Source organism: Streptomyces sp. NPDC014656 (genome assembly GCF_043084305.1).
Taxonomy (GTDB): Bacteria; Actinomycetota; Actinomycetes; order Streptomycetales; family Streptomycetaceae; genus Streptomyces.
Genome location: NZ_JBIBZN010000005.1, coordinates 159,639 through 183,859, shown reverse-complemented (window position 1 = coordinate 183,859; position 24,221 = coordinate 159,639). Strand labels below are relative to the sequence as shown.

Below are 24,221 nucleotides of genomic sequence, written 5' to 3'. Positions count from 1 at the left end.
CCGTGAGCTCGTACGACCGCCTGCCGGTGACCGTGCTGTCCGGCTTCCTCGGCGCGGGCAAGACCACGCTGCTCAACCACGTGCTGGGCAACCGCGAGGGCCTCAGGGTCGCGGTCATCGTCAACGACATGAGCGAGGTCAACATCGACGCCGCGCTCGTGCGCGGCGGCGAAGCGGCGCTCTCGCGCACCGAGGAGCGCCTGGTCGAGATGACCAACGGGTGCATCTGCTGCACCCTGCGCGACGACCTCCTGGAGGAGGTCGACCGGCTCGCCCGCGAGGACCGGTTCGACTACCTCCTGATCGAGTCCAGCGGCATCTCCGAGCCCATGCCGGTCGCCGCCACCTTCTCCTTCCCCCGGGACGACGGCGCCACCCTCGGCGACCTCGCCCGCCTGGACACGATGGTGACGGTCGTGGACGCCGCGAACTTCCTGGCCGAGCTCGGCGGCGGCGACGAACTGGCCGCGCGCGGCCTCGATCAGTACGAGGACGACGAGCGCACCGTCAGCGATCTCCTCGTGGACCAGGTCGAGTTCGCCGACGTCATCGTCCTCAACAAGCTCGACCTGGTCGACGCGGGGGAAGCGCGCCGGCTCCGCGCCGCACTGTCCCGGCTCAACCCGGAAGCGCGGATCGTCCCCGCCGTGCGGGGGCGAGTGGCCCTCGAACAGGTGCTGGGCACCGGCCTGTTCGACGTCGAGCGCGCCCAGCAGGCCCCGGGCTGGGTGAAGGAGCTCAACGGAGACCACGTCCCCGAGACCGAGGAGTACGGCATCTCCTCCCTGGTCTTCCGCGCCGGCCGCCCCTTCCACCCCGGACGGCTGTGGAACCTGGTCACCCAGGACCTCGACAGCGGCGCGTACGGGAACGTCCTGCGCTCCAAGGGCTTCTTCCGGCTCGCCAGCCGTCCCCGCGTGACCGGCCTGTGGTCCCAGGCGGGCGCCGTGGCCCGGTTCGAGCCCTCCGGGGTCCTCGGCCCGGAGACCGCACAGGGCCAGGAACTGGTCTTCATCGGCACCGGCCTGCGCGCCGACGCCCTCCGCACGGCCCTCGACGCCTGCCTGCTGGCACCGGACGAGGCCGTTCCCTCCGACGACGACTTCCCGGCCTGGGAGACGTACGGCACCGGCGACGCCTGCGAGCACGAGCCGGCGGCCTGACACCCCGGGCCCGAAGAATCCGGGCCGGACGGTGGTCGCAGCCACGGCACCGTCCGGCCCGGTCCTGTTCTGTCCTCTCCTGTCCGGTCCCGTCCCCAGGGCTCGGCATCCGCACCGCGCCGGACGAGCCGGGGAGGACGCCCCCGCCCGGTGCGGAACGCGCACGCCATCAGCCGCCGCACAGCGCTCGTCCCGCCGACACGGGTCGGGAGACGGTGTGTTCGTTTTCGATCATGGATGGCACAGTGGGCGTCGGCTCGGGTGGGCGGTGAGGGGAAGAGAGGGCGCGTGCTGGAGATAGCGGGGATCGGGGCGGCGGAGGAGCGGGTCTACCGCCTCCTGGTGGAGGTACGCGACGCGGACATGGACGAGATCGTCCAGCGGCTCCGCATCCGGGAACGCGAGGCGGCGTTGCTCCTGTCCTCCCTCCACGACAAGGGTCTGGTCGGGCGGCTCGCGGGCGACGACGGCATGCGGTACGTGCCCGTCCCGCCGGACGTGGCGCTGCAGCCCCTGCTGGCGCGCGGCCAGGACGCGCTGGAATGGGCGCGGCGCGGAATGGAGCAGCTGGCCGAGGAGTACCGGGCGGGCGAGCGGCGCCACGACGCCGGGCAACTGGTCGAGGTGATCACCGGCGCCGGCGCCATCCGCCAGCAGCTGCGCCAGCTCGCCTACGGCGCCCGCAGCGACCTGCGGTGGTTCTGCAAGGCCGATCCGGTGGCGCTGCGCGCCCAGGACAACGACGAGGAGTTCGAGCTGCTCGCCCAGGGCATCCGCTACGAGGCGATCTACGAACGGGCCTGCCTGGAGGAGCCCGGCATGGTCGACAACGTCGCCCAGGGCATCCGCGCCGGCGAAGTGGCCCGCGCCACCAGCACGCTCCCCGTGCGCATGGTCATCGTCGACAGCGCCGTCGCCGTCTGCCCGCTGATGCCGGTCGGCGCGACCGGCGCCCGCGGCGAGCCGACCGCCGCGATCATCCGCGGCAGCACGCTCCTGGACGCCCTCGTCGCCCTGTTCGACATCCAGTGGGCGGCGGGGACCCCGCTGCACGTCACGGAGGCGGGCGAGCTGGCCGACTTCGCCGGCGGCATGGGGCCGGGCGGCAGCCTCGCCGACGACGAGCGCTATCTGCTCTCCCTGGTCGTCGCGGGCGTGGCGGACAAGGCGATCGCCACCCAGCTGGGGGTCAGTCACCGCACGGTGCAGCGCCGGATCACCGCGCTGATGCAGCGGGCGGGCGCGACGACCCGTACGCAGCTGGTGTGGCAGGCGGCGCGGCGCGACTGGCTGTCGTAGGAGGCGCGGAAGCCGCGACCGGGGCCGGCCGCGGCTTCCGGGGCCCGCGCGCTACCTCAGCGCGTACGCCCGCTCGATCTCCTGCGTCACCTCGTTGCCCGCGTCGTCCCAGGCGCGGACCCGCAGCGTGACGTACCCGCTGGTGCGGGCGGCCGGCGGGTGCGTGACCCGGACGCGGTAGGCGCCGTCGCCCCGGGCGGAGGCGGTCGCCGCCCGCCAGTGCCCGCCGTCGTCGTACGAGACGGACACCTCCACGCCCTTCACCGAACGGCCCGTCAGACCGTCCTGGTGGCGGGCGCTCACTCCGAAGGCGAAGGGCCCGGAGCCGGGGGCGGCTCCCCGGAGGTCGGTGGCCACGTCGTAGTCGAGCTGGAGGAGGGGCAGCGGGGCCTCCTGGCCGTCTGCCGGGCGAGGGGCGGTGAAGGACCAGCGGGTGCTGGTGGCCCGCGAGAGGGTGCCCTCGGGGCTGGTGCGCTTCACGTCCAGGTCCAGCCGGTAGCGGCCGTCGTCCCCGCCCGCGGGGAAGACGCCCCAGGCCCGGGGGCCTTCGGCGAGGACCTCGCCGTCGCGGCGGAGCACGGCTCGGGTCTCGTCGGGGTAGGGGGTGTTGGCGTCCTTGCGGGGCAGGGCGTGGCCGTAGTGGCCGGAGGCCGTGTCGGCGAACTCGGGGATCCCTATGGTCAGCCGGTCGCCCTCGCGGTGGGCGAGCCCCTCGACGCCTCGCGGGATCGCCGGGCGGACCACGGGGGCGTACCAGCTCTCCGTGGTGCGCTCACCGGGCCGGTAGGTGCGCAGGGGGCCGAACATGCCGGTCCCCACCGCGTGGACGGCCCAGGTGTTGCGGGGGTTGACCCAGTGCAGCCACCGGGTGTCGGCGGGAGCGCTCAGGTACTCCGTCCGCGCCTGCCCGGTGCGGACGTACCGGGACCGCAGGGAGAGCTGTACGTTCTCCCCCTCCCACGGTCGCCAGGCCAGCCGGTCCTCCGCGACGTAGCGGGCCCCGCCCGTGTCCGGGTAGCGCGAGACCACGGTGGCCGTGTTCTCCGGCCCGGCCTCGTGGACCACCCGCTCGGGGACGCGCTGTGCGGAGACCTGCAGGACGTCGTAGAGGTAGGGGCTCTCCGGGGTGCCCTTCAGCTCCAGCACGGTGCCCTGCGCGCGCAGCCGCTGCGCGGCGGCGCGGGGGGCGTACAGCCCGATCGCGGGCAGCCGCCGGCTCACCGGCTGCCAGGTCGCGGCCGCGTACCCCTCGCCGCCGGCGACGGTGGTGACGGCGGCCGCGGCTCCGGCCCGGGCGGCCGCGGCCACCGCCTCGTCGTACTCCACCCCCTCCAGTTCCACGAGCACCGCGGCTCCGCGGACGTCCGTGCCCCGTGCGCGCAGCGCCGCGTAGTCCTCGGGGCGTCCGTGACCGGCGTCCACCACCCTCAGGCGCCGCACGCCTTCCACGGCGGGCGAGTTGTGGAGCAGCCGGAGCGGGACGTCGGCGGCGGCGGTGGCGGCGACCGCCCGTGCGCCGAGCATCGGTGCGGTCAGCTGCCATCGGGAGGTGAACTCGAAGGTTCCCTCGGTGAACTCCTCGGTGGGCGTGACGTAGAGGGACTGTCCGCCGCTGTGTCCGGTGTGGAAGAAGCTGGCGAACTCCCGGTCGGCGGTCTTCCAGTGGGTGGAGAAGACCAGCGGGCCCCGCTGCTCGGCGGCCTTGGGGGTCCGGATCTCCACGGGGACCGCCTTGCGCGCGTCGAGCACCAGGTCCGTGGCGCCGTTCACCCGCAGGCGGGGGTCGACCACCAGGGTGTGGGCGGCGTTCTCCTCCGTCGCCTGCGCGATGACGCCGTGCAGGTAGTACGTGCCCTCGGGCACCTCCACCGTCAGGGTCTCTCCCGCGGGCACCCCGTGGACGATGTCGAAGCGGCCCGTGGGACCCAGCAGGATCAGCGGGAAGACGGTCGCCGGCTGCCCGGCACGGTCGACGCCGCGCACGGTGACCTTGTGCTTGACGGGGTCCTTCGACGCGGAGAGAACCGTGTGCGCGACGGTCTGCCCGTCGGCCGAGGTGGCGGTGAGGCGGCCGCTGTAGACGCCTTCCGGCAGCGCGGCCGCGTCGAGGGTCACGGTCACGTCGGCGGTGCCGCGGACGGGCACGGTGACCCGGGCGGGGGCGCCGATGGTGCCCGCGGGGGCCGGGGAGCCGTAGAACTTGCCGAAGGTCGCGTCCAGGTCGAGCGATACGGGCGCGTCGCCGTCGTTGGTGTAGGTGACGCTCACCTGCCGCGGGCCGGTGTCCGGGGCCAGGAGGCCGAAGGTGGTGGTGCCGGTGGCGCGCACCGGCTGGCGCACCGAGCGGGCCACGTCCACCCGGCCGGTGCCCTGCTCGTGGACCGTCTGGTCGGGGGCGGTGCGCACCGTGCTCATCAGCGCGTCCTTGAGCTGCCGGGCGTCCCAGTCGGGGTGGCGCCCGGCCAGGATCGCCGCCGCGCCCGCCACGTGCGGGGTCGCCATGGACGTGCCCGACGCGGCGGTGTGGGCCGCGTCCACCGGGTTGCCCATGGACGTGCCGGCGGCGCGGGCCGCGACGATGCCGACGCCGGGAGCGGTGAGGTCCGGCTTGGCGCCGTTGTCCCCGACGCGCGGGCCGCGGCTGGAGAAGACGGCCAGCTTGTCGTCGCGGTCGACGGCGCCCACGGTCAGCGCGCTCTCCGCGGCCCCCGGGGAGCCCACCGAGTAGTCGGCGCCCGCGTTGCCCGCCGCGACGACGAAGAGGGTGCCGGTCTCCTCGCTGAGGCCGTTCAGGACGAGGCTGAGCACGTCCGTGCCGTCGGTGGGCGCGCCGCCCAGGCTCATGCTGACGATGTCGGCGCCCGAGCGGGCGGCCCAGTCCATGCCGCCCATGATGGCGGAGTACGGGCCGGAGCCGTTGTCGTCGAGCACCTTGCCGATCAGCAGTCGTGCCCCGGGTGCCACGCCCTTGCGCGCACCGTCCGAGGCGGCGCCGCTACCGGCGATGGTGGAGGCGACGTGGGTGCCGTGGCCGTGTCCGTCGGCGGCGGTGGGGTCTTCGGTGAAGTTGCGTACTTCGCCGAGTTTTCCGGCCAGGTCGGGGTGGGTGGCGTCGACGCCGGTGTCGAGGACGGCGACGGTCGCGCCGTGGCCGTCGTAGCCGGCCCGCCACGCCTCGGGCGCACCGATCTGGGCGGTGCTGCGGTCGAGGGAGACGCGGACCTTCGCGTCCAGCCACAGCTTCTCGATGCCGCCCTCGAAGGCCGCGTTCGTGAAGGAGGGGCTCCCGGGGGCGTTCTTGGCGCCGTCCCCCGTACCGCTCCCGGCGAGCGCGTCGTCGTCGATGGCCTTCCAGAAGCGTCCTGCCTGCTTCTTGTCCGCCTTCAGTGCCGAGCCGCGCAGGCTCTTGATGACCAGGCCCTTGCGCGAACCGGCGGGCGCCCCCTCGGCCGCGGGGTCCGTGCCGCCGGTGTAGCGGGCGATCAGCGGGATGGCGGAGGTGTGGGCGTCGTCGTACCCCTGCTCGACCAGGGCGGTGATGTTGAACAGCTGCCGGTCCAGCTTGCCGGAGGAGATGTACGGGAGCGCGGCGCGGGGCAGCACGTACACCTGCTTGTCGATCTCCAGCTGGGTGAAGTCGGTCTGCGAGGCGCCCGGGGCCGGCTCGACGGAGACGGCCTTCCGGCCGTCGGGGAAGGTCTCCAGCCGTACCCGGTCCCCGGTCACGAGCGTGACGGAGGTGACCTGGGGACGGTCGGCGGGGTCCACGCGGGGGGAGGCGGGGGCCGGGGCGGCGAGCGCTCCGGAGGAGGTGGGGGCCAGGGTGGCGATGAGGACGCCTGCCGCCAGAACGGCGGCGGGGCGAAGCCGTCTGTGCATCGGAACCTTTCCAGGGGACAAGGAAACGGACACGCGGTGCGGCTCCAGACTCGGGCCCCCCGCGATCACCGCACCAGCCTTTTCGGTGCCGCGCTTACGACATGTCGCCAGAACGACACGGCGCGCTCCCCTCCGCGTACCGGCGGATCCACCGGGGCGAAGCACCCGTACTCCTGCTCGCCCGCCCTTCCGGGAGTCCGGTGCGAACGCCCTCCCCCGGCGGCTGTCACGATCGCGACATGTCGCTTCCGCGACACGCGGCTCGCTCCGCCTCCGCCCCGTCGGCACGGCCGCCCCCGCCGGGCCGGTGTCCGGCGGCACGGTCTTCACGCGGGGGCGTCGTGGCGGTCGCGGTCGTCCTTCCCGCCGGATCGCACCCGTCACGACGAGGACGAGCCGGCCCGGTCCGCGCGGCTCGGGGACCGGCGGGCCCTGGGGCGATCGGTCCCCGCGAGGGGCCGGACGGTCCCCCACCGGTGGAACCACGACAGGCCCGCGGGCCATGCGCGTGCCATCGTGGAAGCGCCCATGACCGACGTGAGCCACAGGTGTGCGGCAGGTGACAGCGTGAACGGACCCGACATCGACTACCACGCCGTCTTCCAGGCCCTTCCCGCCGGAGTGGCCCTGCTGACGCCGAACCTGGTGTTCGTGGACGTCAACGAGGCGTACCTGTCCCTGTCCGGGCGCACCCGGAGCGAGATCATCGGCCGTTTCCTGTTCGACGTCTTCCCCGACAGCCCGGACGATCCCGACGCGACCGGCATGCGCAACCTGTACTCCTCGCTGCGCCGGGTGGCGGCCGGCGGGGAGCCCGACACGATGGCGCTGCAGCGCTACGACGTGGAGGACCCCGAGCGGCCCGGCGTGTGGCAGGAGCGGTACTGGAGCCCGGTCAACGCCCCCGTCCTCGCCCCCGACGGCAGCGTGGCCCTGCTGCTGCACCGGGTGGAGGAGGTCACCGCGCTCATCCGGGCCCGGGGCGACCGGCCGGAGGGGGACCGCGCGCGGACCCTTGAGGCCGATCTCTACACCCGGGCCCGGGAGCTGCAGGAGGTCAACGAGCGGCTGCGCAAGGCCCACGCCCGCGAGCGCGAGGTCGCCCTCCACCTGCAGGAGGCGATGCTGCCCGCGCCCACGCCGCTCGGCCACCACCGCGCCGCGGTGCGCTACCGGCCCGCCGTGGGAGCGCTGAACGTGTGCGGCGACTGGTACGACCTCGTCGACCTGCCCGGCAGCGGCCGTACCGCGGTCGCCGTCGGCGACGTCGTCGGCCACGGGCTGCGCGCCGCCGGCGTCATGGGACAGCTCCGCAGCGCCCTGTCCGCCGCCTCCCGCGTCGCCGACGGTCCCGCGCGGGCGCTGGAGGTCCTCGGCCTGTACGCGCGCTCCGTCGACGGCGCCGAATCCACCACCGCCGCGTCCGTCTTCATCGACTGGAACGCCCGCACCCTCACCTACAGCAGCGCCGGCCACCCCCCGCCCGCCCTGTGCCGTCCCGACGGCGGCGTCACCTTCCTCGACGGGGCCACCGATCCGCCGCTCGGCGCCCGTCCCGAACACGTCTCCCGCCCCCAGGCCCGGACCGCGTTCACCGACGGCTGCGTCCTCCTCCTCTACACCGACGGGCTGGTCGAACGCCGCCACGAGGACATCGACACCGGCCTCGCCCGGCTCGCCGACTCCCTGTCCCGGCACCGTGCCGCCGACCCCGACGCGCTCGGCGACGCCCTCCTGGCCGACCTGGTCCCCCCGGCCGGCCTCACCGACGACACGGCCCTGGTCGTCATGCGGCTGTGACGACGCGGTCCGTCACGGGGCGAGGACGCCGGGCGCGGTCGGGTGGGGAGGGGCTCGGTCGCCGGAGTGCCCCGGGAGGCGGGGGCGTGACGCGTACGCCGGGCCGGCGGGGGTAGCAGCCGGGGGCGGCGCACGACGGGTGCGCGGCGCCCGGACGGAGGGACGGACCATGGCCTCCGGAGGCGCGTTCGAGCGCGATCGGACCTATCTCACCACCCGCCTCACGGCCGACGGGCGCGACGGGCGTCCGGTGGAGGCCGGCCGCTACCGGCTGGTCATCGCCCGGGCCTGCCCGTGGGCGAACCGGGCCGCGATCGTGCGGCGGCTGATGGGTCTGGAGGGCGCGCTGTCGCTGGGGGTGGCGGGGCCGCTGCACGACGAGCGCAGCTGGTCCTTCCACCTGGACCCGGGCGGGCGGGACCCGGTCCTCGGCATCGAGCTGCTGCGGGAGGCGTTCGAGCGGCGCGAGCCCGGTTATCCGTACGGCGTCACCGTGCCGGCGATCGTCGACGTCCCGTCCGGCGAGGTGGTGACCAACGACTTCGAGCGGATCACGCTCGACCTGGGCAGCCAGTGGCGGGCCCACCAGCGGGACGGCGCGCCGGACCTGTATCCGGAGCGGTGGCGCGACGAGATCGACGAGGTCGCCGACGCCGTGTACCGGGACGTCAACGACGGGGTGTACCAGTGCGGGTTCGCCCAGGAGCAGGGCGCGTACGACGAGGCGTACGCGCGGCTGTGGCGGCGGCTGGACAGCCTGGAGGAGCGGCTCGGAAGCCGGCGCTACCTGGTCGGCGACACCCTCACCGAGGCCGACGTGCGGCTCTTCCCCACGCTCGTGCGCTTCGACGCCGTCTACCACAACCACTTCAAGTGCAACCGGCACAAGCTGACCGAGCTGCCCGCCCTGTGGGGCTACGCGCGGGACCTGTTCCAGACCCCCGGCTTCGGCGACACCATCGACTTCGCGCAGATCAAGGCCCACTACTACGTCGTCCACCACGCCCTCAACCCGACCGGGATCGTGCCGCGCGGCCCGGACCTCCGCGGCTGGCTGTCGCCCCACGGACGGGAGGCGCTCGGCGGCCGTCCCTTCGGCGACGGCACACCGCCGGGGCCTCCGCCCCCGTCCGAGGCGGTGCCGCCGCTCGCCTGATCCGGCGGCCCCGCGGTGCCGGGGGCCGTACGCGTCAGAGCAGGTCGCGCCGGTCGTCCTCGGTGACCGTGGGGGCGACGGGGGGCACGACCATCCGGCGGCGGCGCAGGATGCTGGAGTAGACGGCGGTCCCGATGATGCCGACGGCCATGAGGATCAGCCCGACGAGATCGAGGTTGACCGATTCCGCCTGCCAGTCGGTCGCGAAGGTGAGGATGGCTCCGACCGCGATCAGGATGATGCACAGTCCCAGGCCCATGTTGTTTCTCCTCCCTGATGGGTTGGATGTGCTGCGCGTACCCCCGCGCCCCGTGTTCATTCCGGCCGTCCGGCCGTCGGCCCCCGGGGCGGCTGCCGTCATCGGCCTTCACGGACGGGCGAGTTGGTCCCCGGCCGGGCGGTCCGCTCCTCCCGCCGGGAACGGGACGCGCCCGCGCCGGGAGTACCGACGCGGGCGCGGGAGTGCCGGGGGGACCGAAGTGCCGGGGCGGGTGCCGTCGGGTCAGAAGACGCTGACGCCGTAGGCGCTGAGGGCCTCCGTCACGGGCTGGAAGAACGTGGTGCCGCCGGAGGAGCAGTTGCCGCTGCCGCCGGAGGTGAGTCCGAGGGCGGTCGTTCCGGAGAACATCGCGCCGCCGCTGTCGCCGGGCTCGGCGCAGACGTTGGTCTGGATCAGGCCGTAGACGATGTCGCCGTTGCCGTAGTTGACGGTGGCGTTGAGGCCGGTGACGGTGCCGCCGCGCAGGCCCGTGGTGCTGCCGCTGCGCTGGACGGACTGGCCGACGTAGGCGTTGCCGGCGGCCGTGATGTCGCGGTAGCTGCCGTTGTAGAGGTAGACGCGACCGTCGGCGGCGGAGGCGTTGGAGTGGCGGATGATGCCGTAGTCGTTGGTGGGGAAGCTGGAACCGGCCCGGCTGCCGAGCAGCGTGGTGTTGGCGGAGTTGGTGTACCAGGTGCTCGCGGAGTCGGTGCAGTGACCGGCCGTCAGGGCGTAGTAGGTGCTGCCGCTGCGGACGTTGAAGCCGAGGGAGCAGCGGCCGCCGCCCGAGTAGATGGCCTGGCCCCCCGCGATCAGCTTGTTGATCTTGCCCGCGGTGCGCTCGATCCTCAGGTGCGCGGCGTTCTCGCCCGCCGCCTTGCGGAGGGTGGCGATCTCGGCCGGCGAGACGGTCGTGTCGGCGGTGACGACGACCTTGCCGGTGGCCCGGTCGGTGTACCAGGCGGTGCCGGGGACGTCCGCCCGGAGGACGGCGTCGCTGGTGACGGCGAGCGCGGCGGCGTCGGCGCGCGCGGCGTCGGCCTGCTGCGCCGAGGAGGTGGGGACGGCCAGGGCGGTCGCGGCGACGAACGCGCCGAGGACGGCGAGCAGGCGGGTGCTCCTGGCGACGCGGCCGCCGCGGGTGCCGGTGCTCGTGCGGGTGGTGCGGGACGAACGGTTCACTGAATCCTCCATGGGGGGGCGAGCCGCTGGGTGGGCGGCTCACGGTGGAGTGCGATCGGCGACGGTGCCACGGGGATGACCCGCACCGCCATGAACCTGACAACTGCAACTACGAGGGGAATCCTCGGCTCCGGGGGCGGCCGCGACAAGGCGCACTTTCGGCCGCTCTACGCGCGTTCGCCCCTCGGGGCGGAGGGGCGGACGCGCGAAGGGCCGGTGCGGACGGTCACCTTGAAGGCCCGTCAGAAACTTTCCGAGAGGCGTTGCAGTTCACCGGTGGGGCGATCCGCTCCAGGACCGCGCTCCCCCGGCGCCTTCCGGTCCCGGGGCGAGCGGGCGGGGCCGCCCGCCCCGGCCGGAGCCGTACGGGGCAGTCGTCCGCCTTCGCGGTGATCCGCCCGCTGGCCGGATCACGACCCCACGGCCCGGGGATCCCTCAGGACAGGAACTCGCCGTCCCGCGCCACGACCACGCCGCCGTGGACGACGAGGTCCCGCTGCGGCATGTCGACCACGACCTGGGGCAGGCCCTGCCCCTTGACGAGGACGAAGTCGGCGGGCGCTCCGGGCTTCAGGTCGGCGTGCGGGAGGCCCATGACGTCGGCGCCGCCGTGGGCGGCGGCCCGGTAGCAGTCGGCCAGCTCCTCGTCGAGGCGGACGTCGGTGACCCAGCCGAGGATGTGCGCGCGGTGGAGCATGTCGGCGTTGCCGAAGGGGCTCCAGGAGTCGCGGACGCCGTCGGAGCCGAGGCCGACGCGGACGCCGTGCTCGCGCAGCCGCGCGACCGGGAGGACGAGGTCACGGGAGGGGGCGACCGTCGTGAGGGCGATGTCCTGGTCGGCGAGGCCGGTCGCGAGGGCGCCGAGCTCGCGGTCGGACAGGCCCGGGAGGCAGAAGACGTGGCTGATCGTCACCTTGCCGGCCAGGGACAGGGCCCGGGTGCGGTCGATGATGCCGCGGACGGCCCGGACGCCCTCGTCGCCCCCGTCGTGCAGGTGGATGTCGACGCCGACGCCGTGCCGGTCCGCGATGCCGAAGACGGTGTCCAGGTGCCCGTCGAGGGCGTGGTCGAAGCCGATGGGGTCGATGCCGCCGATCATGTCGACGACGCCCCGGCGGGCGCCCTCCTCCAGGAGGCGGGCCGTGCCGGGCGTCCGGATGACGCCGTGCTGCGGGAAGGCGACGATCTGCACGTCCAGCGCGTGCCCGAGGCGGCGGCGCGCCTCGGCCAGTCCCTCCACACCGGCCAGACCGTACGCGGGGGCCACGTCGGCGTGGGCGCGCATCCCTCGCGTACCGCGGCTGACGGCGTGGCTCATCAGGCCGTACGCGCGCTCCGCCACCGAGCGGGTCTGGGCCCGGAAGAGCTCCACGTCCTGCTCGACGAAGTCGGCGATCGTCTCCGCCGGCCGGCGCGAGACCCACTCGCCGCCCCACGTCGTCTTGTCGGGGTGGATGTGGGCGTCCACGAGCGACGGGAGCGCGATCCGGCCGCCGCCGTCGACGGTCTTCGCGCCACGGGGCGCCGGACCGTCCGCGATCCTGCCGTCGACGACCACCAGGTCCGTGGCCGCCGCGCCGAACGGGCGGACGTCACGGAAGACGACGGCGCGCGCCCCGCGGTCCGCCTTGCCGGCCGCCGAGGGACCCGCCGCGGGGGCGGGAGCGGCGGAGGCGGGGGCCGCGGTGACGGCCGCCGCGGCCGTCGTGCCCGCGAGGGCCGCGGCCCCGGCCAGCATCGAGCGGCGCGAGAACGCGCCGGTGGGCGCCGAGGACTTCTGCATCGAGGACTCCATGAGCGAGGAGGAAAGGGAAAGGGAGAACAGAGAGGGGGAAGGGGAAGAGGGGAAGGGGTCGGACGGGGACGCCCGCACGGCGGAGGCCGAGGCCGAGGAGACGGGCGGCGCCGGTGGTGGCGTCGACACACATGGGGCTCCTTGAGGGCAGGACGACCACGGGTCTCCGTTTTGTATACCAAGTCGAGGATGCGGAACAAGGGGCGCCGGATCGCCGTGACCTTAGAAGCAGGAATTTCGCATGCATCTCGAAGGAGAAGGGTTTGACAGCCACACCGGCAGAGGAATTTTTGGTATACCTGATCAACCGGGCCGCCCCGGACGCGCCCCGACGGCGCGGCAGGGTCATCGACGCCGAGCACGGACGGCCCCTCCGGGGGCGCGCGGAAGCTTCGGCCGTTGTTCACGGGGGAGGCCCGGGGCGGAGGGGCGGCGTTCGGGTGCGGCCGCGAGCGTCGTGGCGCTCTGCCCCTCGAACTCCAGGACGGACTTCCGTGACCGTTTCGCGTGCACGCCGCCGGCGCCGTGATCTGACCCTCGCCCTCGCCGCCGTACCGGCGCTCGTCCTCGGCGCGCTGACCGCCGCGCCGGCGCACGCGGCGCCCGCGGACGACATCCGCGTCAACGAGGTCGTCACGACCGGGTCCGTCGAGGACTCGATCGAGCTGTACAACAAGGGCGCCTCGGCGGTCGACGTCTCCGGCTGGATCCTCAAGGACGACAACAACAGCTCGAAGTACACGATCGCCGCGGGCACCACGCTCGCCCCGGGCGCCTTCCGCGCCTTCGACGTGCACGGCAGGTTCGGGCTCGGCTCCAGCGACAAGGCGCGGCTGTACCTGCCCGACGGCAGCACGCTCGTGGACAGCCACACCTGGAGCAGCCACTCCTCGCCGTCCTGGTCCCGCTGCCCCGACGGCACCGGGGCGTTCAGGGCGGCCGCCGTCACGCTCGGCGCGGCCAACGCCTGCGGCGGAACCGGCGGCGGTACGGGCCCGGTGGCCTGGCCCGGCGGCAGCGCGGTGGCCACGGCGGACGCGGCGGACGTCTTCGGCGGCGACCTGAGCGGGCTGCACCAGGAGGGCGACGTGATGTGGGCCGCGCAGAACAGCGGCAGGCTGTGGCGGCTGGTCCGGGACGGCTCCGGCGGCTGGACCCCCGACACCGCGAGCGGCTGGGCCTCCGGCAAGGCCCTGCGCTTCCCCGGCGGTTCCGGCACGCCCGACGGCGAGGGCGTGACGGTCACCGGAGCGGGCGCCGCGGGCGGCGTCTTCGTGGCGAGCGAGCGGAACGGCGACGCGTCCGGCACCAGCCGGCTGTCCGTGCTCCGGTACGACGTCACCGGTACGGGCTCCACCCTGACCGCCACCCGCGAGTGGAACCTCACCGCGGACCTGCCGCCGACGGGCTCCAACGCCGGGTTCGAGGCGGTCACCTGGGTCCCCGACGCCGCCCTCACCGCCGCCGGCCTCAAGGACTCCTCGACCGGCGCCCCGTACGCCCCGGCCGGATACGGCGCCCACGGCGGCGGCGTGTTCTTCGTCGGCGTCGAGGGGACCGGGACGGTCCACGGCTACGTGCTCCAGGACTCCGGGGCCTTCACCCGCGTCGCCTCGGTGGCCACCGGGATGGCGGGCGTCATGGAGGTGCAGTGGGAGCCGCAGGCGTCCCGGCTGTGGGCCGTGTGCGACGACACCTGCGGCGGACAGCACCGGACGCTGAAGGTCGACGCATCCGGCGCCTTCGCCGTGGCCGCCGCGTACGCCCGGCCCGCCGGCATGCCCGACGTCAACAACGAGGGCTTCGCCCTCGCGGGCGCCGACGAGTGCGTGGCCGGCGGCAAGCCCGTCTACTGGTCCGACGACTCCAACACCGGCGGCCACGCCCTGCGCAGGGGAACCGTCACCTGCTGACCCGCGGCCGACCGGCTGACCGGCCGGCCGCTCCGGCGCCCCGCGCCCGCCCCCGCCCCGCGGTCACGACCGCTTGGCGGGGGCCTTCTTCGCGGGGACCTTCTTGGCCGGTACCTTCTTCGCGGGCTCCTTATTCGCAGAAGCCTTCTTATCGGGTACCTGCTTGGCCGGTGCCTTCTTCGCGGGCGCCTTCTTCGCGGGCGCCTTCTTCGCCGGTGCCTTCTTCGCCGGTGCCTTCTTCGCGGACGCCTTGTCGGCGGACGCCTTCTTGGCGAGTGCCTTCTTGGCGAGTGCCTTCTTGGCGAGCGCCTTGTCGGCGGGATTCTGCTTCACGGGGGCCTTCTTCGCCACCGTCCTCTTCGCCGGCGCCTTCTTCTCGGGCTCCTTCTTCCCTGGAGCCTTCTTCTCGGGAGCCTTGGCCGGCGCCTTCTTGTCCGCGGGCTTCTCCGGCGTCTTCTTGTCGGCGGAGACCTTCGCCGTCACCGGCTTCTTCGACTCGGGCTTCCCGGTGCCCCGGACGGGCCACTTGAGCTCCACCTCGATCTCGATCTCGCCGTCCTCGACGGACAGCTCGATCTCGCCGCGGAGGTCGTCGGGGATCCGGAGGTTCAGGACGCCCCCGCCCAGTCCGAGTTCGGCCTCCCCGCCCTTGCGGAGCGCGTCGGCCAGGGCGGACAGCTGGTCGGCGGCGTCCGCCCGGGAGAGCGAGCGCTTCCGCTCGTACTTGAAGTCCTTCATGACGGCCTCCGGTCGTCGTACGGGGTCTTACGGGGCTGTACAGGGTCATACATTCCGGACAATACTATTGATCTTGGTTGGCCGCTGGGCGGGTGAAGGCCGTACGGACGCGGTGCGGCGGCCGGGGGCGACGCGCCCGACGGTGGTAGCCGTCGGCCATGCAGCCACAGTCAGCGGGGCCGCCCCAGGTGGCGCCCTTCCTCCGCACGGCCGCCGCGTACGCGTGGCGGGTGCTCGTCGTCGGCCTCCTCGTCTACGCCCTGTTCGCCCTGCTCGGGCGGTTCCACGAGATCGGGGTGGCCCTCTTCCTCGGGCTCGTGGTCACCGCGCTCCTGCGGCCGGTCGCGGACGTCGTCGCGCGCGGCCTGCCCCGGCCGCTCGCGGTCGCCCTCACGCTGCTCGGCGGGCTCGCGCTGGTCCTGGGCGTGCTGGCGCTGGTCGGCGAGGCGGTGGCGGACGAGCGGACGACGCTGGTGCGGGAGTTCCGGGACGGCGTCGACCGCATCCAGCGGTGGCTGGAGGCGCCGCCGTTCCGCGTCCGTCCGGAGGCCCTGACCGATCTGGAGGCGAGGATCGGGCAGTTCCTGTCCAGTCACCGCTCGACGCTGGTCGGCGAGGCGGTGAGCGGCGCGCACCACGTGGTGGCGGTGCTGACGACGCTCGCCCTGGCGGTGTTCGCCTCGGTGTTCTTCATCCACTCCGGGGACCGCCAGTGGGCGTGGTTCCAGGAGCAGCTGCCGGCGTCGGCGCGGGAGCGGGTGGCGGTCGGCGGCCGGCGGCGTGGCGGACGTTCACCGGGTACACCCACGGGATCGTGCTGGTCGCGGCGGTGAACGCGGTCCTCGTCGGGGTGGCGCTGTGGCTGCTGGGCGTCCCGCTCGCGGTGCCGCTGGCGCTGCTGGAGTTCGCGGCGGCGTTCGTGCCGCTGATCGGTTCGCCGATCGCCCTGGCGGTGGCCGCCGTGGTGGCGCTGGCGGCGAAGGGCCCGCTGGTGGCGGGGCTGGTGGTGGCCCTGATCGTGGTCATCGGCCAGATCGAGGGCCACGTCCTGCACCCGCTGGTGATGAGCTGGGCGGTACGCCTGCACCCGCTGGTGGTGGCGGTCTCGGTGGTGGCGGGCTCGATCGCGGCCGGCATCGTCGGGGCGGTGGTGGCGGTCCCGCTGGTGTCGGTGGTGTGGTCGGTGCACTCGGCGCTGCGCGGGGCCCGGGGGCGTACGGACGGGGGCCCCGCCGGGGCGGCGGGGTGACGCGCCCGGGCCCCGGGGTCCGCGACGGGTCAGGGCGCCTCGACCGCCGCCTCGACCGCCGCCTTGATGCGCCGCCCGAAGTCGGGGGCGTCCTTGCGGGCCGCGCCGAGGGCGAGGCCGACGAGGAGCTTGCCGATGCCGTGCCCCTCCAGGACGTTGTGGATGCGGACCCGGGTGCCGCCGTCCGGCAGCGGCTCCAGGTCGTAGCCGCCGCGGCTCGCGGTGACGAGGTTCTTGGACTCCTCGGCCCAGCGCAGGGTGCGGGGCGGCTCGAAGGCGGTGACGCGGAAGGTCCGCGCGGTCTTCATCCCGGCGTCCTTGACGGTGCTGCGGAAGACGGTGCCGACGGCGGTCGGACCCTCCGGGATCCGGTCGATCCGGAGGACGCGGGGGCTGAACTGCGGATCGTTGCGCCCGTCGGCGAGGTACGCGAACACCTCGTCGACGGGGCGGTCGACGTCGACGGTCGCCTCGAACTGGCCGGACATGACGACTCCTCCTTCACGCGAAGAACCCGGAGGTCCCGGACGGACACCCCCATCGTCACAGGTCGTCCGGGGTCGCGGGGTTCGACGCTCCGCCGGTCGGAGGAACTGCGCGGCCGGACCAGCGGTCGCCGAAGGCGAGCCCGTGCGAGGAGTCCCGTACGGCGGTCGGCATCGCGGTCACCGCCGGAGTGGCGCAGCGTGACGGCGGATCAGGCGCCCGGTTCCGGGGCGAGCGCGCCGCCGAGGACGAGGTCGACCAGACGGGTGGCGAGGTCCTCGTCGAGGGGGGCGCCGCTGATGAGGGCGCGGGTGAAGAGGGGCCCGGCGAGGGCCTCGATGACGAGGGACGGGTCGGTGCCGGGGGGGAGTTCGCCGCGGTCGACGGCGCGGCGGACCATGACGGCGCCCCGGTCGAGGCGGTCGCTCCAGTAGGCGAGGCGGTGGTCGGGCGGGGTGGCGTCGCGTTCGGCACCGAGGCGGAGCAGGGCCTCGCCCTGGGGGGTCGCGAGGAGGCGGGCCAGGGCGCCGAAGTAGCCGATGAGGTCGGACCGGAGGCTGCCGGTGTCGGGGAGGGGCACGGCCGAGTCGAGCTGTTCGGCCAGGGCCTCCAGGATCAGTCGCTCGCGGGTGCCCCAGCGCCGGTAGAGGGAGGTCTCGTGGACGCCGGCGGCGCGGGCGACGGCGCCGACGGTGGTGCCGGCGAGGCCGTGTTCCGTGAGGACGTCGACGGTGGCGGCGAGGACGGCGGCGCGCATCCGCGCGCCTCGGCGGCGCAGGGGCGGGGCGGACGGATCGGTGGGGGCCATGCCACGAGCCTAACGCAAGGTGACTTGCTTTACCTGGAAGGCGGGCGTACGTTTCATCGCAAGGCGACTTGCGTTAGGAGGGGCCAGGCCCCCGGGTCGCCGTCGCGCCAAGGAGGTCACGTGATGGAGCAGATGCTCGCCGCCCGGCTGCACGTCCCCAGCCGCAGCCTGCGGATCGAGGAGGTGGCGAAGCCCGCGCCGGGGCCCGGCCAGGTGCTCGTGAAGGTGGAGGCCGCGGGCGTCTGCCTGTCGGACGTCCATCTGATCGACGGCACCCTCACCCCGCTGCTGCTGTCCGGGGACACGGTCACCCTCGGCCACGAGGTGTCCGGCACCATCGCGGAGACCGGGCCCGGCGTCACCCGCTGGGCCCCGGGGCAGCGCGTCGTGCTGTACGCGGGCGAGGTCCGCGACGGCGTCACCCACACCCGCGGGGTGGATTACGACGGCGGCTGGGCCGAGTACGCGCTCTCCGCCGAGGACGCCCTCATCGAACTGCCCGACACGATCCCCTTCGACCAGGGCGCGATCATCCCGGACGCGGTCTCCACCCCCTGGGGCGCGATCACGGCCACGGGCGCCGTCCGGCCGGCCGAGGCGGTCGGCGTCTGGGGCGCCGGCGGGCTCGGCGTGCACGCCGTGCAGCTGCTGCGGGCCGTCGGGGCGTACCCGATCGTCGCGGTCGACCCGAACCCCACCGCCCGCGAGCGCGCCCTCGCCCGGGGCGCGGACCTGGCGCTCGACCCGGCCGACCCGGCGCTGCGCGAGCGGATCGGCGCGGTGACCGGCGGGGCCGGCCTCGCGGCGGCCTTCGACTTCGCCGGCGTGCCGGCCGTCCGCGCCCAGGCGCTGTCGGTCCTCGCCCCCAAGGGCCGCCTGGTCCTGGTGGGCCTGACCGACCAGCCGCTCACCGTCGCCGACGGCACCCGTTTCAGCTACCTCCAGCAGCGGATCCTCGGCCACTACGGCTCCGACATGCCGGTGGCGCTGCCGCAGCTGCTCGCGCTGGTCCGGGGCGGGCGCCTCGACTTCTCCGAATCGATCAGCGGCGAGCTGCCGCTCGCCCGGGCCGCCGAGGCGGTGGAGCGGCTGGAGAGCAGGACGGGCGATCCGATCCGGCTGATCCTGCGCCCCTGAGCGGGGCGCCCCGATCCGGGCCCGTGCCGTCCCACCCCTGGCGGCGCGGGCCCGCCCGCGTCCTCCGGCCCGGGGGCCCGTCCCGCCCTGCGTCCTAGAAGGTCTCCCCGGCCGAGTCGGCGAGGCGGCGGCGGGCCGTGCGGACGGCCGGGGGCAGGGCGGCGAGGGCGCCGGCCGCGGTGACGGCGAGGACCAGGGCGCCGAGGAGCGCGGGGCCGGGGAGGCGGGCGACGCCCGCGCCGAGGCCGGTCGCGGCGGCTTCGGCGTCGACGAGACGGTGGCCGAGGGCCGCTCCGAGGGCCGTGCCCAAAGAGGCGGCGGCCAGGGCGGTGAGGGCGGCGGCGGTGACGACGACGGCGCCGATCTGGCGGGGGGTCAGGCCGATGGCCCGCAGGGCGAGCAGGTCGCGCACCCGGTCGCGCACCCCGGTGCCGATCAGGGTGAGCAGTTCGACGAGGGCGATGAGGGCGAGGACCGCGGCGAGGGCGGCGAGGACACCGCGCGGGGCGTCCTCGCCGCCCGCCGGATCGGCCGTGGAGCGGATCTCGGCGTCCCCGCCGGTGGCCGCGGCGACGGCGGCGGCGGTCCGCCTGGGGTCGGCGCCGGGGCGCAGGACGAGGGCGTGGAAGGCGGGGCGGAGGCCGGGGACGGCGTCGCGGAGGGTGTCGAGGGTGGTGGAGACGACCCGGCCGCCGTGGTCGGGTTCGATGCTGCGGCCGACGAGGTGGAGGATCTGCGGGCGGCCGCCGACGGTCATCCGCACCCACTCCCCCACCCGGACGCCGAGCAGGTCCAGGAGCCCCTGCCCCGCCACGGCCTCGTCGGGTCCGGCGGGGGCGCGTCCCTCGGCGATCGCGTGCGGGTAGGGGGCGTCGGCGGTGCCGAGGCCGCGCAGGGTGATGGTGGCGGTCTGGCCGGGGACGAGGGCGAGGAACTCGGCGCCGGGGACGGCGTCGGCGACTCCGGGGACGGCTTCCAGCGTGGCGGCCCGGTCGGCCGCGGGACGCGGCTGTTCGGTGCGCACGGTCAGGGCGGCGGCGCGGCCCACGCGGGCCGGGTCGGTACGGAACTGCCCCAGGGTCGACCAGGCGACGAGGGCCACGGTCATCAGGCCGATCGGGAGGGCGAGCCGGGCGGTGGCGCCGAGGGCCCGGGCGCGGCCGGGCGCGGTGAAGGCGGAGCGCCAGCCGAGGACGAGGACCGGGGAGAGGCGCAGTCCGAGGGCGCGGCGGCCGAGCGCGGAGAGCGGACGGGCGGAGGGGTGGGCCTGGCGTGCGGCGGGGACCGGGGGGACGCGGCCGGCCCGCCAGGCGGCGAGCGCGGTGGCGGCGGCGATGAGGAGGACGGCGGCGACGGGGACGCCGGTCACGGCCGCGCGGTGGCCGGGCATGCGGGGCCAGAGGGCGACGGCGTCGCCGACGCGGCCGGGGATCCACCGGCCGCAGGCGAGGGTGGCGGCCGTGCCGAGTGCCGCGCCGGCGACGGCGAAGCCGAGGTGCTGGAGGAGGAAGCCGCGGACCACCTGGCCGGGGGTGAAGCCGACTGCCTTGAGGACGGCGATGTCGCCCGCCTGTCCCCTGATGCGGGCGCGGACCGCGCCCGCGACGGCGACGGCCGCGGCGAGGAGGGCGGCGAGGCCGAAGGCGGCGAAGATCTGGCCGAGGAGCCGGTCGTCGCCGCCGAGGTCGGCCTTGGCCTGCTGCCAGGTGGTGACCCGGTCGATCCGCTCGGCGCCGAGGAGGGTGACGGCGCGCTGGACGGCGTAGTCGGTGTCCTCGGGGTCCTTCAGGCGCAGTCCGACGCTCTGTCCGGTGGCGGCGGGGCCGAGGCGGTCCAGGGTGTCGGGGAGGAGCCAGCCGACGCCGTTGCCCTGGCCGGCGCGGTAGCGGGGCTCGGCGGTCTCGGCGACGCCGGCGACGTACAGGGTGCGGGTGGTGGGGCCGTGGCGTCCGGGGAGGGTGACGGTGACGGTCTCGCCGGGTTCGGCCCACAGGGTGCGGGCGAGGGTGCGTTCCAGCACGATCTGGTCGCGCGGGGCTCCGGCGGTGAGCCAGCGGCCCTCGGTGAGGAGGGGGCGGGCGGTGTCGGGCGGCCGGGTCCCGGTGGCGCGCAGGGCGACGCCGGCGCGGGTCCCGCCGGCCTCCAGGGTGGCGGCGGCGGTCCGGAAGGGGCCGGAGACGGCGGCGACCTCGTCGAGGGAGGCGAGCGGGGCGGAGGCGGCCGGGCCGAAGCCGTCGTGTCCGTCGCGTCCGTGGAGCCAGACGTGGCTCCCCTGGGACTGGTGGAAGACGCGCTGCCAGGGGCTGACCGCGTAGCCGAGGAGGGCGGCGGCGAGGAGGAGGGAGGCGATGACGCCGGCGCTGGCGAGCACGGCGAAGAGGGCTTCGCCCCGGTGGGTGCGGAGGTCGGAGTGGACCCACCGCCAGGTCGCCCGCATGCGCTCTCCCCTCCGTCTCCTCGGCTGCTCCGGCCCGCTCCCCGCCGGGCGGTCCAGGTCTGTCCTGTCGGTCCTGTCGGTCCTGGTCAGTCCTCCAGGTCGAGCACTCCGGTCACCCCCGGGCGGGTGGGGGCGGGGCCGCCGAGGGCGACGTCGTCGGCGATCCGGCCGTCGAAGAAGCTGATGACGCGGTCGGCGGCGCTGGCCATCCGGGCGTCGTGGGTGACCATGAGGATGGTCTGGCCGCGGGCGTGGAAGCGGGTGAGGAGGCGCAGGACGTCGCGGGTGCCCTTGCTGTCGAGGCTGCCGGCGGGTTCGTCGGCGAGGAGGAGCGCGGGCTGGTTGACCAGGGCGCGGGCGAGGGCGACGCGCTGCTGCTCGCCGCCCGAGAGGGCGCCGGGGAGGGCGTTCTCCCTTCCCTGGAGGCCGAGTTCGGCCAGGAGTCCGGAGCGGCTCGCGCGGGCGGTGCGGGGGGAGGCGCCGGCGAGGAGGGCGGGGAGTTCGACGTTGTCGGCGACGGTGAGGTGGGAGACGAGGTTGAAGAACTGGAAGACGATGCCGACGCTGCGCCGCCGCAGGACCGCCCAGCGGGCCTCGCCGTAGCCGTCGACGCGTTCGCCGCCGATCCAGAGGCGGCCGGCGTCGGGGCGTTCCAGGCCGCCGACGAGGTGGAGGAGGGTGGACTTGCCCGCTCCGGAGGGTCCGGTGATCGCGACGAACTCGCCCTCGCGGACGGTGAGGTCGACGCCGCGCACGGCGTGGACGGGGGCGCGGTCGCCGCGGTGGGTCTTGGCCAGGCCCTCGGCCCGCACGATGACGCCCGGCGGGGGCGGGTCCCCCGCGGTTCCCGGCTCGGTCATTCGAGCTCCTCCTGACAGCGCTCCAGCCAGTCGAGGTCGGCCTGGAGGTGCAGCATGGCGCCCTCGATGAGGAGTTGGGAGATCTTGTTGTCGCGGTCCTCGCCGGCGGCGAGCCGGGAGAGGCTGCGCATGGTGTTGAGGTGCCGGCGCCGCTGCCGGTTGATCAGGGCGATCGGGTCGGCGAGTCCGGTGAGGGGCGCGAGGGCGAGTTTCATGAAGAACCCGTCGCGCACCCTGGGTTCGTCGGCGGTGTCCTCGAACCACGCGGCGACGGCCTCCCGTCCGGCGTCCGTCAGGCGGTAGATCCGCTTGTTGGGGCGGCCCGTCTGTTCGACGTCCTCGCCCTCGATGAGTCCGCTCTTCTCCAGGCGGCCGAGGGTCACGTAGACCTGGCCGACGTTGGGCTGAGGGTAGGCGGAGCCGAGGAGTTGTTCAAGGCCCTGCTTGAGCTCGTAGCCGTGGGCGGGGCCCCGGGTGAGGAGTGCCAGCAGCTGCTGCCGCACGCGCTCCCCCTTCTGTGTCGTGCGCCGTTCCCGGCCGTGGGTGGCGGCCCGGGGGCCGGTGGCCCGGCGGTCGCCGGGTCCGCCGGACCAGTATCACCGATGCGGCTCGCGCCGGGTCCTGCCACGATGGACCGTCGCGCGGGGCACCGCGTCCGGGAGGTGCGCATGGGGTGGGTACGGTCGGTGTCGAGGGGCGTGCTGGTCGTGGCGGTCCTGCTGGCGGGGTGCGCCGGGGGCGCTCCGTCGGGCGGGCCGGTGGCGGCCGGGGGGCGGGGTGCGCTGACGTTCGTGACGGCGGGGGACCTCACGGACTACCTGGCGCCGCTGGTGGAGGAGTGGAACGCCGGGCGGCCGGCGGAGCGGGTGTCGCTGGTCGAGCTGCCGGACGCGGCGGACGAGACGCGGGCGCAGATGCTGAGCGAACTGCGGTCCGGGAGCCGCCGGTTCGACGTGCTGAACATCGACGTGGCGTGGACGTCGGAGTTCGCGGCGGCGGGGCTGATCGCGCCGCTGGAGCGGGAGCGGTTCGACCTGGGCGCGTTCCTGCCGCCGGTGGTGGACACGGCGACGTTCCGGGGGCGGCTGTACGCGGTGCCGTACGTGACCAACGCCGGGTTGCTGTACTACCGCAAGGACGTGCTGGACGCGGCGGGCGAGCGACCGCCCCGGACCTGGGCGGAGCTGGCGCGGCTGGCCCGGACGCTGGCGCCCCGGCACGGACTCGACGGCTACGCGGGGCAGTTCCTGCCGTACGAGGGGCTGACGGTGAACGTCACGGAGGCGATCCGGTCGGCGGGCGGCACGGTGCCGGGCGAGGAGGGCGCGCGGGCGGAGGTGGACGCGGAGGCGGCGCGGGCGGCGCTGTCGTTCCTGGCGGGCGGGGTGCGGGAGGGCTGGATACCGGCGGAGGCGCTGCGGTTCAAGGAGGAGGAGTCGAAGCGGGCCTTCGAGGAGGGCCGGCTGCTCTTCCTGCGGAACTGGCCGTACGTGTACGCGGACGCGGCGCGACCCGGGTCGGGGGTGGCGGGGCGGTTCGGGGCGGTGCCGCTGCCGGGTCCGCACGGGCCGGGCCGGAGCGTGCTGGGCGGTTCCAACCTGGCGGTGTCGGCCCGGTCGCGGCATCCGGCGACGGCCGCCGACTTCCTCGCGTACCTGACGAGCGAGCGGGTGCAGCGGCAGGTGCTGACGCGGGGTTCGCTGCCGCCGGTGCGGGCCTCGCTGTACACGGATCCGGAGCTGGTGAGGGCCCATCCGTACCTGCCGATCCTGCGGGAGAGCGTGCTGGCGGCGGTGCCGCGGCCGAAGAGCGCGCGGTACGACCAGGTGAGCCTGGCGGTGCAGGCGGTGGCCCAGGACGTGCTGGCGCTGCGGACGTCGCCGGAGGAGGGGGCCTGGCGGCTGACGCGTGAGCTGGCGGCGATCCCGTCCCTCCCTTCCCGGCGTCCCTTGCCTACACGTTAGGTAGCCAACTGCCCGCACCTTCCCCAGGCATGCCCAAATCCGCTTTAAATAAAGCCTGTTGGGCCGCCACCGTTGACATGGCTTCGTCTTCGCTAC

Annotated in this window: 18 protein-coding genes and 1 pseudogene; 8 read left to right on the top strand and 11 right to left on the bottom strand. The window is 74.9% G+C overall.

Annotation, left to right across the window (positions count from 1 at the left end):
• Positions 1-2 precede the first annotated feature (2 nt).
• Entirely contained in the window at positions 3-1,163 is a 1,161-nt protein-coding gene (locus tag ACF1ED_RS14235) for a GTP-binding protein (protein WP_391760072.1), read from the top strand.
• Between the two features lie 288 nt (positions 1,164-1,451).
• Positions 1,452-2,462 (top strand): helix-turn-helix domain-containing protein, encoded by a 1,011-nt coding sequence (locus ACF1ED_RS14230; protein ID WP_391760070.1) that lies wholly within the window; start codon positions 1,452-1,454, stop codon positions 2,460-2,462.
• A 51-nt stretch (positions 2,463-2,513) separates the two neighbouring features.
• Here the strand turns inward: ACF1ED_RS14230 and ACF1ED_RS14225 are convergent, their stop codons facing one another.
• A complete protein-coding gene (locus ACF1ED_RS14225) occupies positions 2,514-6,341 on the bottom strand; it encodes a S8 family serine peptidase (protein WP_391760068.1) in 3,828 nt (1,275 codons plus the stop codon).
• A 528-nt stretch (positions 6,342-6,869) separates the two neighbouring features.
• On the opposite strand from ACF1ED_RS14225, the gene ACF1ED_RS14220 reads away from it, so the two are divergent.
• Both ACF1ED_RS14220 and ACF1ED_RS14215 read left to right on the top strand, forming a co-directional pair.
• Positions 6,870-8,141: a PP2C family protein-serine/threonine phosphatase gene (locus tag ACF1ED_RS14220; RefSeq protein ID WP_391760066.1), complete on the top strand. Its 1,272-nt coding sequence runs from the start codon at positions 6,870-6,872 to the stop codon at positions 8,139-8,141.
• Between the two features lie 169 nt (positions 8,142-8,310).
• On the top strand, positions 8,311-9,297 hold the full coding sequence (locus ACF1ED_RS14215; RefSeq protein WP_391760064.1) for a glutathione S-transferase family protein: 987 nt from the start codon (positions 8,311-8,313) through the stop codon (positions 9,295-9,297).
• Positions 9,298-9,331: 34 nt separating this feature from the next.
• Here ACF1ED_RS14215 and ACF1ED_RS14210 read toward each other — a convergent pair whose 3' ends face one another.
• The 3 genes from ACF1ED_RS14210 to ACF1ED_RS14200 all read right to left on the bottom strand — a co-directional run bounded on the left by ACF1ED_RS14210 (position 9,332) and on the right by ACF1ED_RS14200 (position 12,521).
• The gene (locus ACF1ED_RS14210) at positions 9,332-9,556 is read right to left on the bottom strand and encodes a DUF6458 family protein (protein WP_391760062.1); all 225 of its coding nucleotides are present in this window, start codon (positions 9,554-9,556) and stop codon (positions 9,332-9,334) included.
• Between the two features lie 243 nt (positions 9,557-9,799).
• Positions 9,800-10,738 carry a S1 family peptidase gene (locus tag ACF1ED_RS14205; protein ID WP_391760060.1) on the bottom strand — a complete coding sequence of 313 codons (939 nt, stop codon included), beginning with the start codon at positions 10,736-10,738 and terminating at the stop codon, positions 9,800-9,802.
• A gap of 436 nt (positions 10,739-11,174) precedes the next feature.
• Positions 11,175-12,521, bottom strand: coding sequence for an amidohydrolase (locus ACF1ED_RS14200; RefSeq protein WP_391760058.1), 1,347 nt, complete (start codon positions 12,519-12,521; stop codon positions 11,175-11,177).
• A gap of 506 nt (positions 12,522-13,027) precedes the next feature.
• Between ACF1ED_RS14200 and ACF1ED_RS14195 the strand changes: the two genes are divergently transcribed.
• Entirely contained in the window at positions 13,028-14,446 is a 1,419-nt protein-coding gene (locus ACF1ED_RS14195; RefSeq protein WP_391760056.1) for a lamin tail domain-containing protein, read from the top strand.
• 63 nt (positions 14,447-14,509) lie between these two features.
• On the opposite strand, the gene ACF1ED_RS14190 is transcribed toward ACF1ED_RS14195, so the two are convergent.
• The gene (locus tag ACF1ED_RS14190; RefSeq protein ID WP_391760054.1) at positions 14,510-15,184 is read right to left on the bottom strand and encodes an amphi-Trp domain-containing protein; all 675 of its coding nucleotides are present in this window, start codon (positions 15,182-15,184) and stop codon (positions 14,510-14,512) included.
• A gap of 158 nt (positions 15,185-15,342) precedes the next feature.
• Between ACF1ED_RS14190 and ACF1ED_RS14185 the strand changes: the two are divergent.
• Positions 15,343-16,500 (top strand): annotated as a pseudogene (locus ACF1ED_RS14185) (AI-2E family transporter).
• Here the strand turns inward: ACF1ED_RS14185 and ACF1ED_RS14180 are convergent.
• Genes ACF1ED_RS14180 through ACF1ED_RS14170 form a run of 3 tightly spaced genes read right to left on the bottom strand, consistent with a single transcriptional unit; the run spans position 16,463 to position 17,727 of the window.
• The gene (locus tag ACF1ED_RS14180) at positions 16,463-16,921 is read right to left on the bottom strand and encodes an SRPBCC family protein (protein ID WP_391760052.1); all 459 of its coding nucleotides are present in this window, start codon (positions 16,919-16,921) and stop codon (positions 16,463-16,465) included. The pseudogene ACF1ED_RS14185 and the gene ACF1ED_RS14180 overlap by 38 nt on opposite strands.
• A gap of 55 nt (positions 16,922-16,976) precedes the next feature.
• Positions 16,977-17,102 (bottom strand): hypothetical protein, encoded by a 126-nt coding sequence (locus tag ACF1ED_RS14175; RefSeq protein WP_391760050.1) that lies wholly within the window; start codon positions 17,100-17,102, stop codon positions 16,977-16,979.
• A gap of 28 nt (positions 17,103-17,130) precedes the next feature.
• Positions 17,131-17,727, bottom strand: a complete 597-nt coding sequence (locus ACF1ED_RS14170; RefSeq protein WP_391760048.1) for a TetR/AcrR family transcriptional regulator — start codon at positions 17,725-17,727, stop codon at positions 17,131-17,133.
• A gap of 123 nt (positions 17,728-17,850) precedes the next feature.
• Here ACF1ED_RS14170 and ACF1ED_RS14165 point away from each other — a divergent pair, with 123 nt between their 5' ends.
• On the top strand, positions 17,851-18,864 hold the full coding sequence (locus ACF1ED_RS14165; RefSeq protein WP_391760046.1) for a zinc-binding dehydrogenase: 1,014 nt from the start codon (positions 17,851-17,853) through the stop codon (positions 18,862-18,864).
• A 94-nt stretch (positions 18,865-18,958) separates the two neighbouring features.
• On the opposite strand, the gene ACF1ED_RS14160 is transcribed toward ACF1ED_RS14165, so the two are convergent.
• The 3 genes from ACF1ED_RS14160 to ACF1ED_RS14150 form a co-directional block, all read right to left on the bottom strand.
• Positions 18,959-21,301, bottom strand: coding sequence for an FtsX-like permease family protein (locus ACF1ED_RS14160; protein WP_391760044.1), 2,343 nt, complete (start codon positions 21,299-21,301; stop codon positions 18,959-18,961).
• A gap of 86 nt (positions 21,302-21,387) precedes the next feature.
• Positions 21,388-22,161 carry an ABC transporter ATP-binding protein gene (locus ACF1ED_RS14155; RefSeq protein WP_391760042.1) on the bottom strand — a complete coding sequence of 258 codons (774 nt, stop codon included), beginning with the start codon at positions 22,159-22,161 and terminating at the stop codon, positions 21,388-21,390.
• Entirely contained in the window at positions 22,158-22,664 is a 507-nt protein-coding gene (locus ACF1ED_RS14150; protein ID WP_391760040.1) for a PadR family transcriptional regulator, read from the bottom strand. The genes ACF1ED_RS14155 and ACF1ED_RS14150 overlap by 4 nt, the downstream gene beginning before the upstream one ends.
• A gap of 165 nt (positions 22,665-22,829) precedes the next feature.
• On the opposite strand from ACF1ED_RS14150, the gene ACF1ED_RS14145 reads away from it, so the two are divergent.
• Entirely contained in the window at positions 22,830-24,125 is a 1,296-nt protein-coding gene (locus ACF1ED_RS14145) for an ABC transporter substrate-binding protein (protein ID WP_391760038.1), read from the top strand.
• Positions 24,126-24,221: the final 96 nt, after the last annotated feature.

Excerpts from the sequence above, each read along its gene's own strand:
- ACF1ED_RS14225 (WP_391760068.1), bottom strand. The coding sequence starts at position 6,341 with ATGCACAGACGGCTTCGCCCCGCCGCCGTTCTGGCGGCAGGCGTCCTC.
- ACF1ED_RS14220 (WP_391760066.1), top strand. The coding sequence starts at position 6,870 with ATGACCGACGTGAGCCACAGGTGTGCGGCAGGTGACAGCGTGAACGGA.
- ACF1ED_RS14215 (WP_391760064.1), top strand. The coding sequence starts at position 8,311 with ATGGCCTCCGGAGGCGCGTTCGAGCGCGATCGGACCTATCTCACCACC.
- ACF1ED_RS14210 (WP_391760062.1), bottom strand. The coding sequence starts at position 9,556 with ATGGGCCTGGGACTGTGCATCATCCTGATCGCGGTCGGAGCCATCCTC.
- ACF1ED_RS14200 (WP_391760058.1), bottom strand. The coding sequence starts at position 12,521 with ATGCAGAAGTCCTCGGCGCCCACCGGCGCGTTCTCGCGCCGCTCGATG.
- ACF1ED_RS14190 (WP_391760054.1), bottom strand. The coding sequence starts at position 15,184 with ATGAAGGACTTCAAGTACGAGCGGAAGCGCTCGCTCTCCCGGGCGGAC.
- ACF1ED_RS14180 (WP_391760052.1), bottom strand. The coding sequence starts at position 16,921 with ATGTCCGGCCAGTTCGAGGCGACCGTCGACGTCGACCGCCCCGTCGAC.
- ACF1ED_RS14170 (WP_391760048.1), bottom strand. The coding sequence starts at position 17,727 with ATGGCCCCCACCGATCCGTCCGCCCCGCCCCTGCGCCGCCGAGGCGCG.
- ACF1ED_RS14165 (WP_391760046.1), top strand. The coding sequence starts at position 17,851 with ATGGAGCAGATGCTCGCCGCCCGGCTGCACGTCCCCAGCCGCAGCCTG.
- ACF1ED_RS14160 (WP_391760044.1), bottom strand. The coding sequence starts at position 21,301 with ATGCGGGCGACCTGGCGGTGGGTCCACTCCGACCTCCGCACCCACCGG.
- ACF1ED_RS14155 (WP_391760042.1), bottom strand. The coding sequence starts at position 22,161 with ATGACCGAGCCGGGAACCGCGGGGGACCCGCCCCCGCCGGGCGTCATC.
- ACF1ED_RS14145 (WP_391760038.1), top strand. The coding sequence starts at position 22,830 with ATGGGGTGGGTACGGTCGGTGTCGAGGGGCGTGCTGGTCGTGGCGGTC.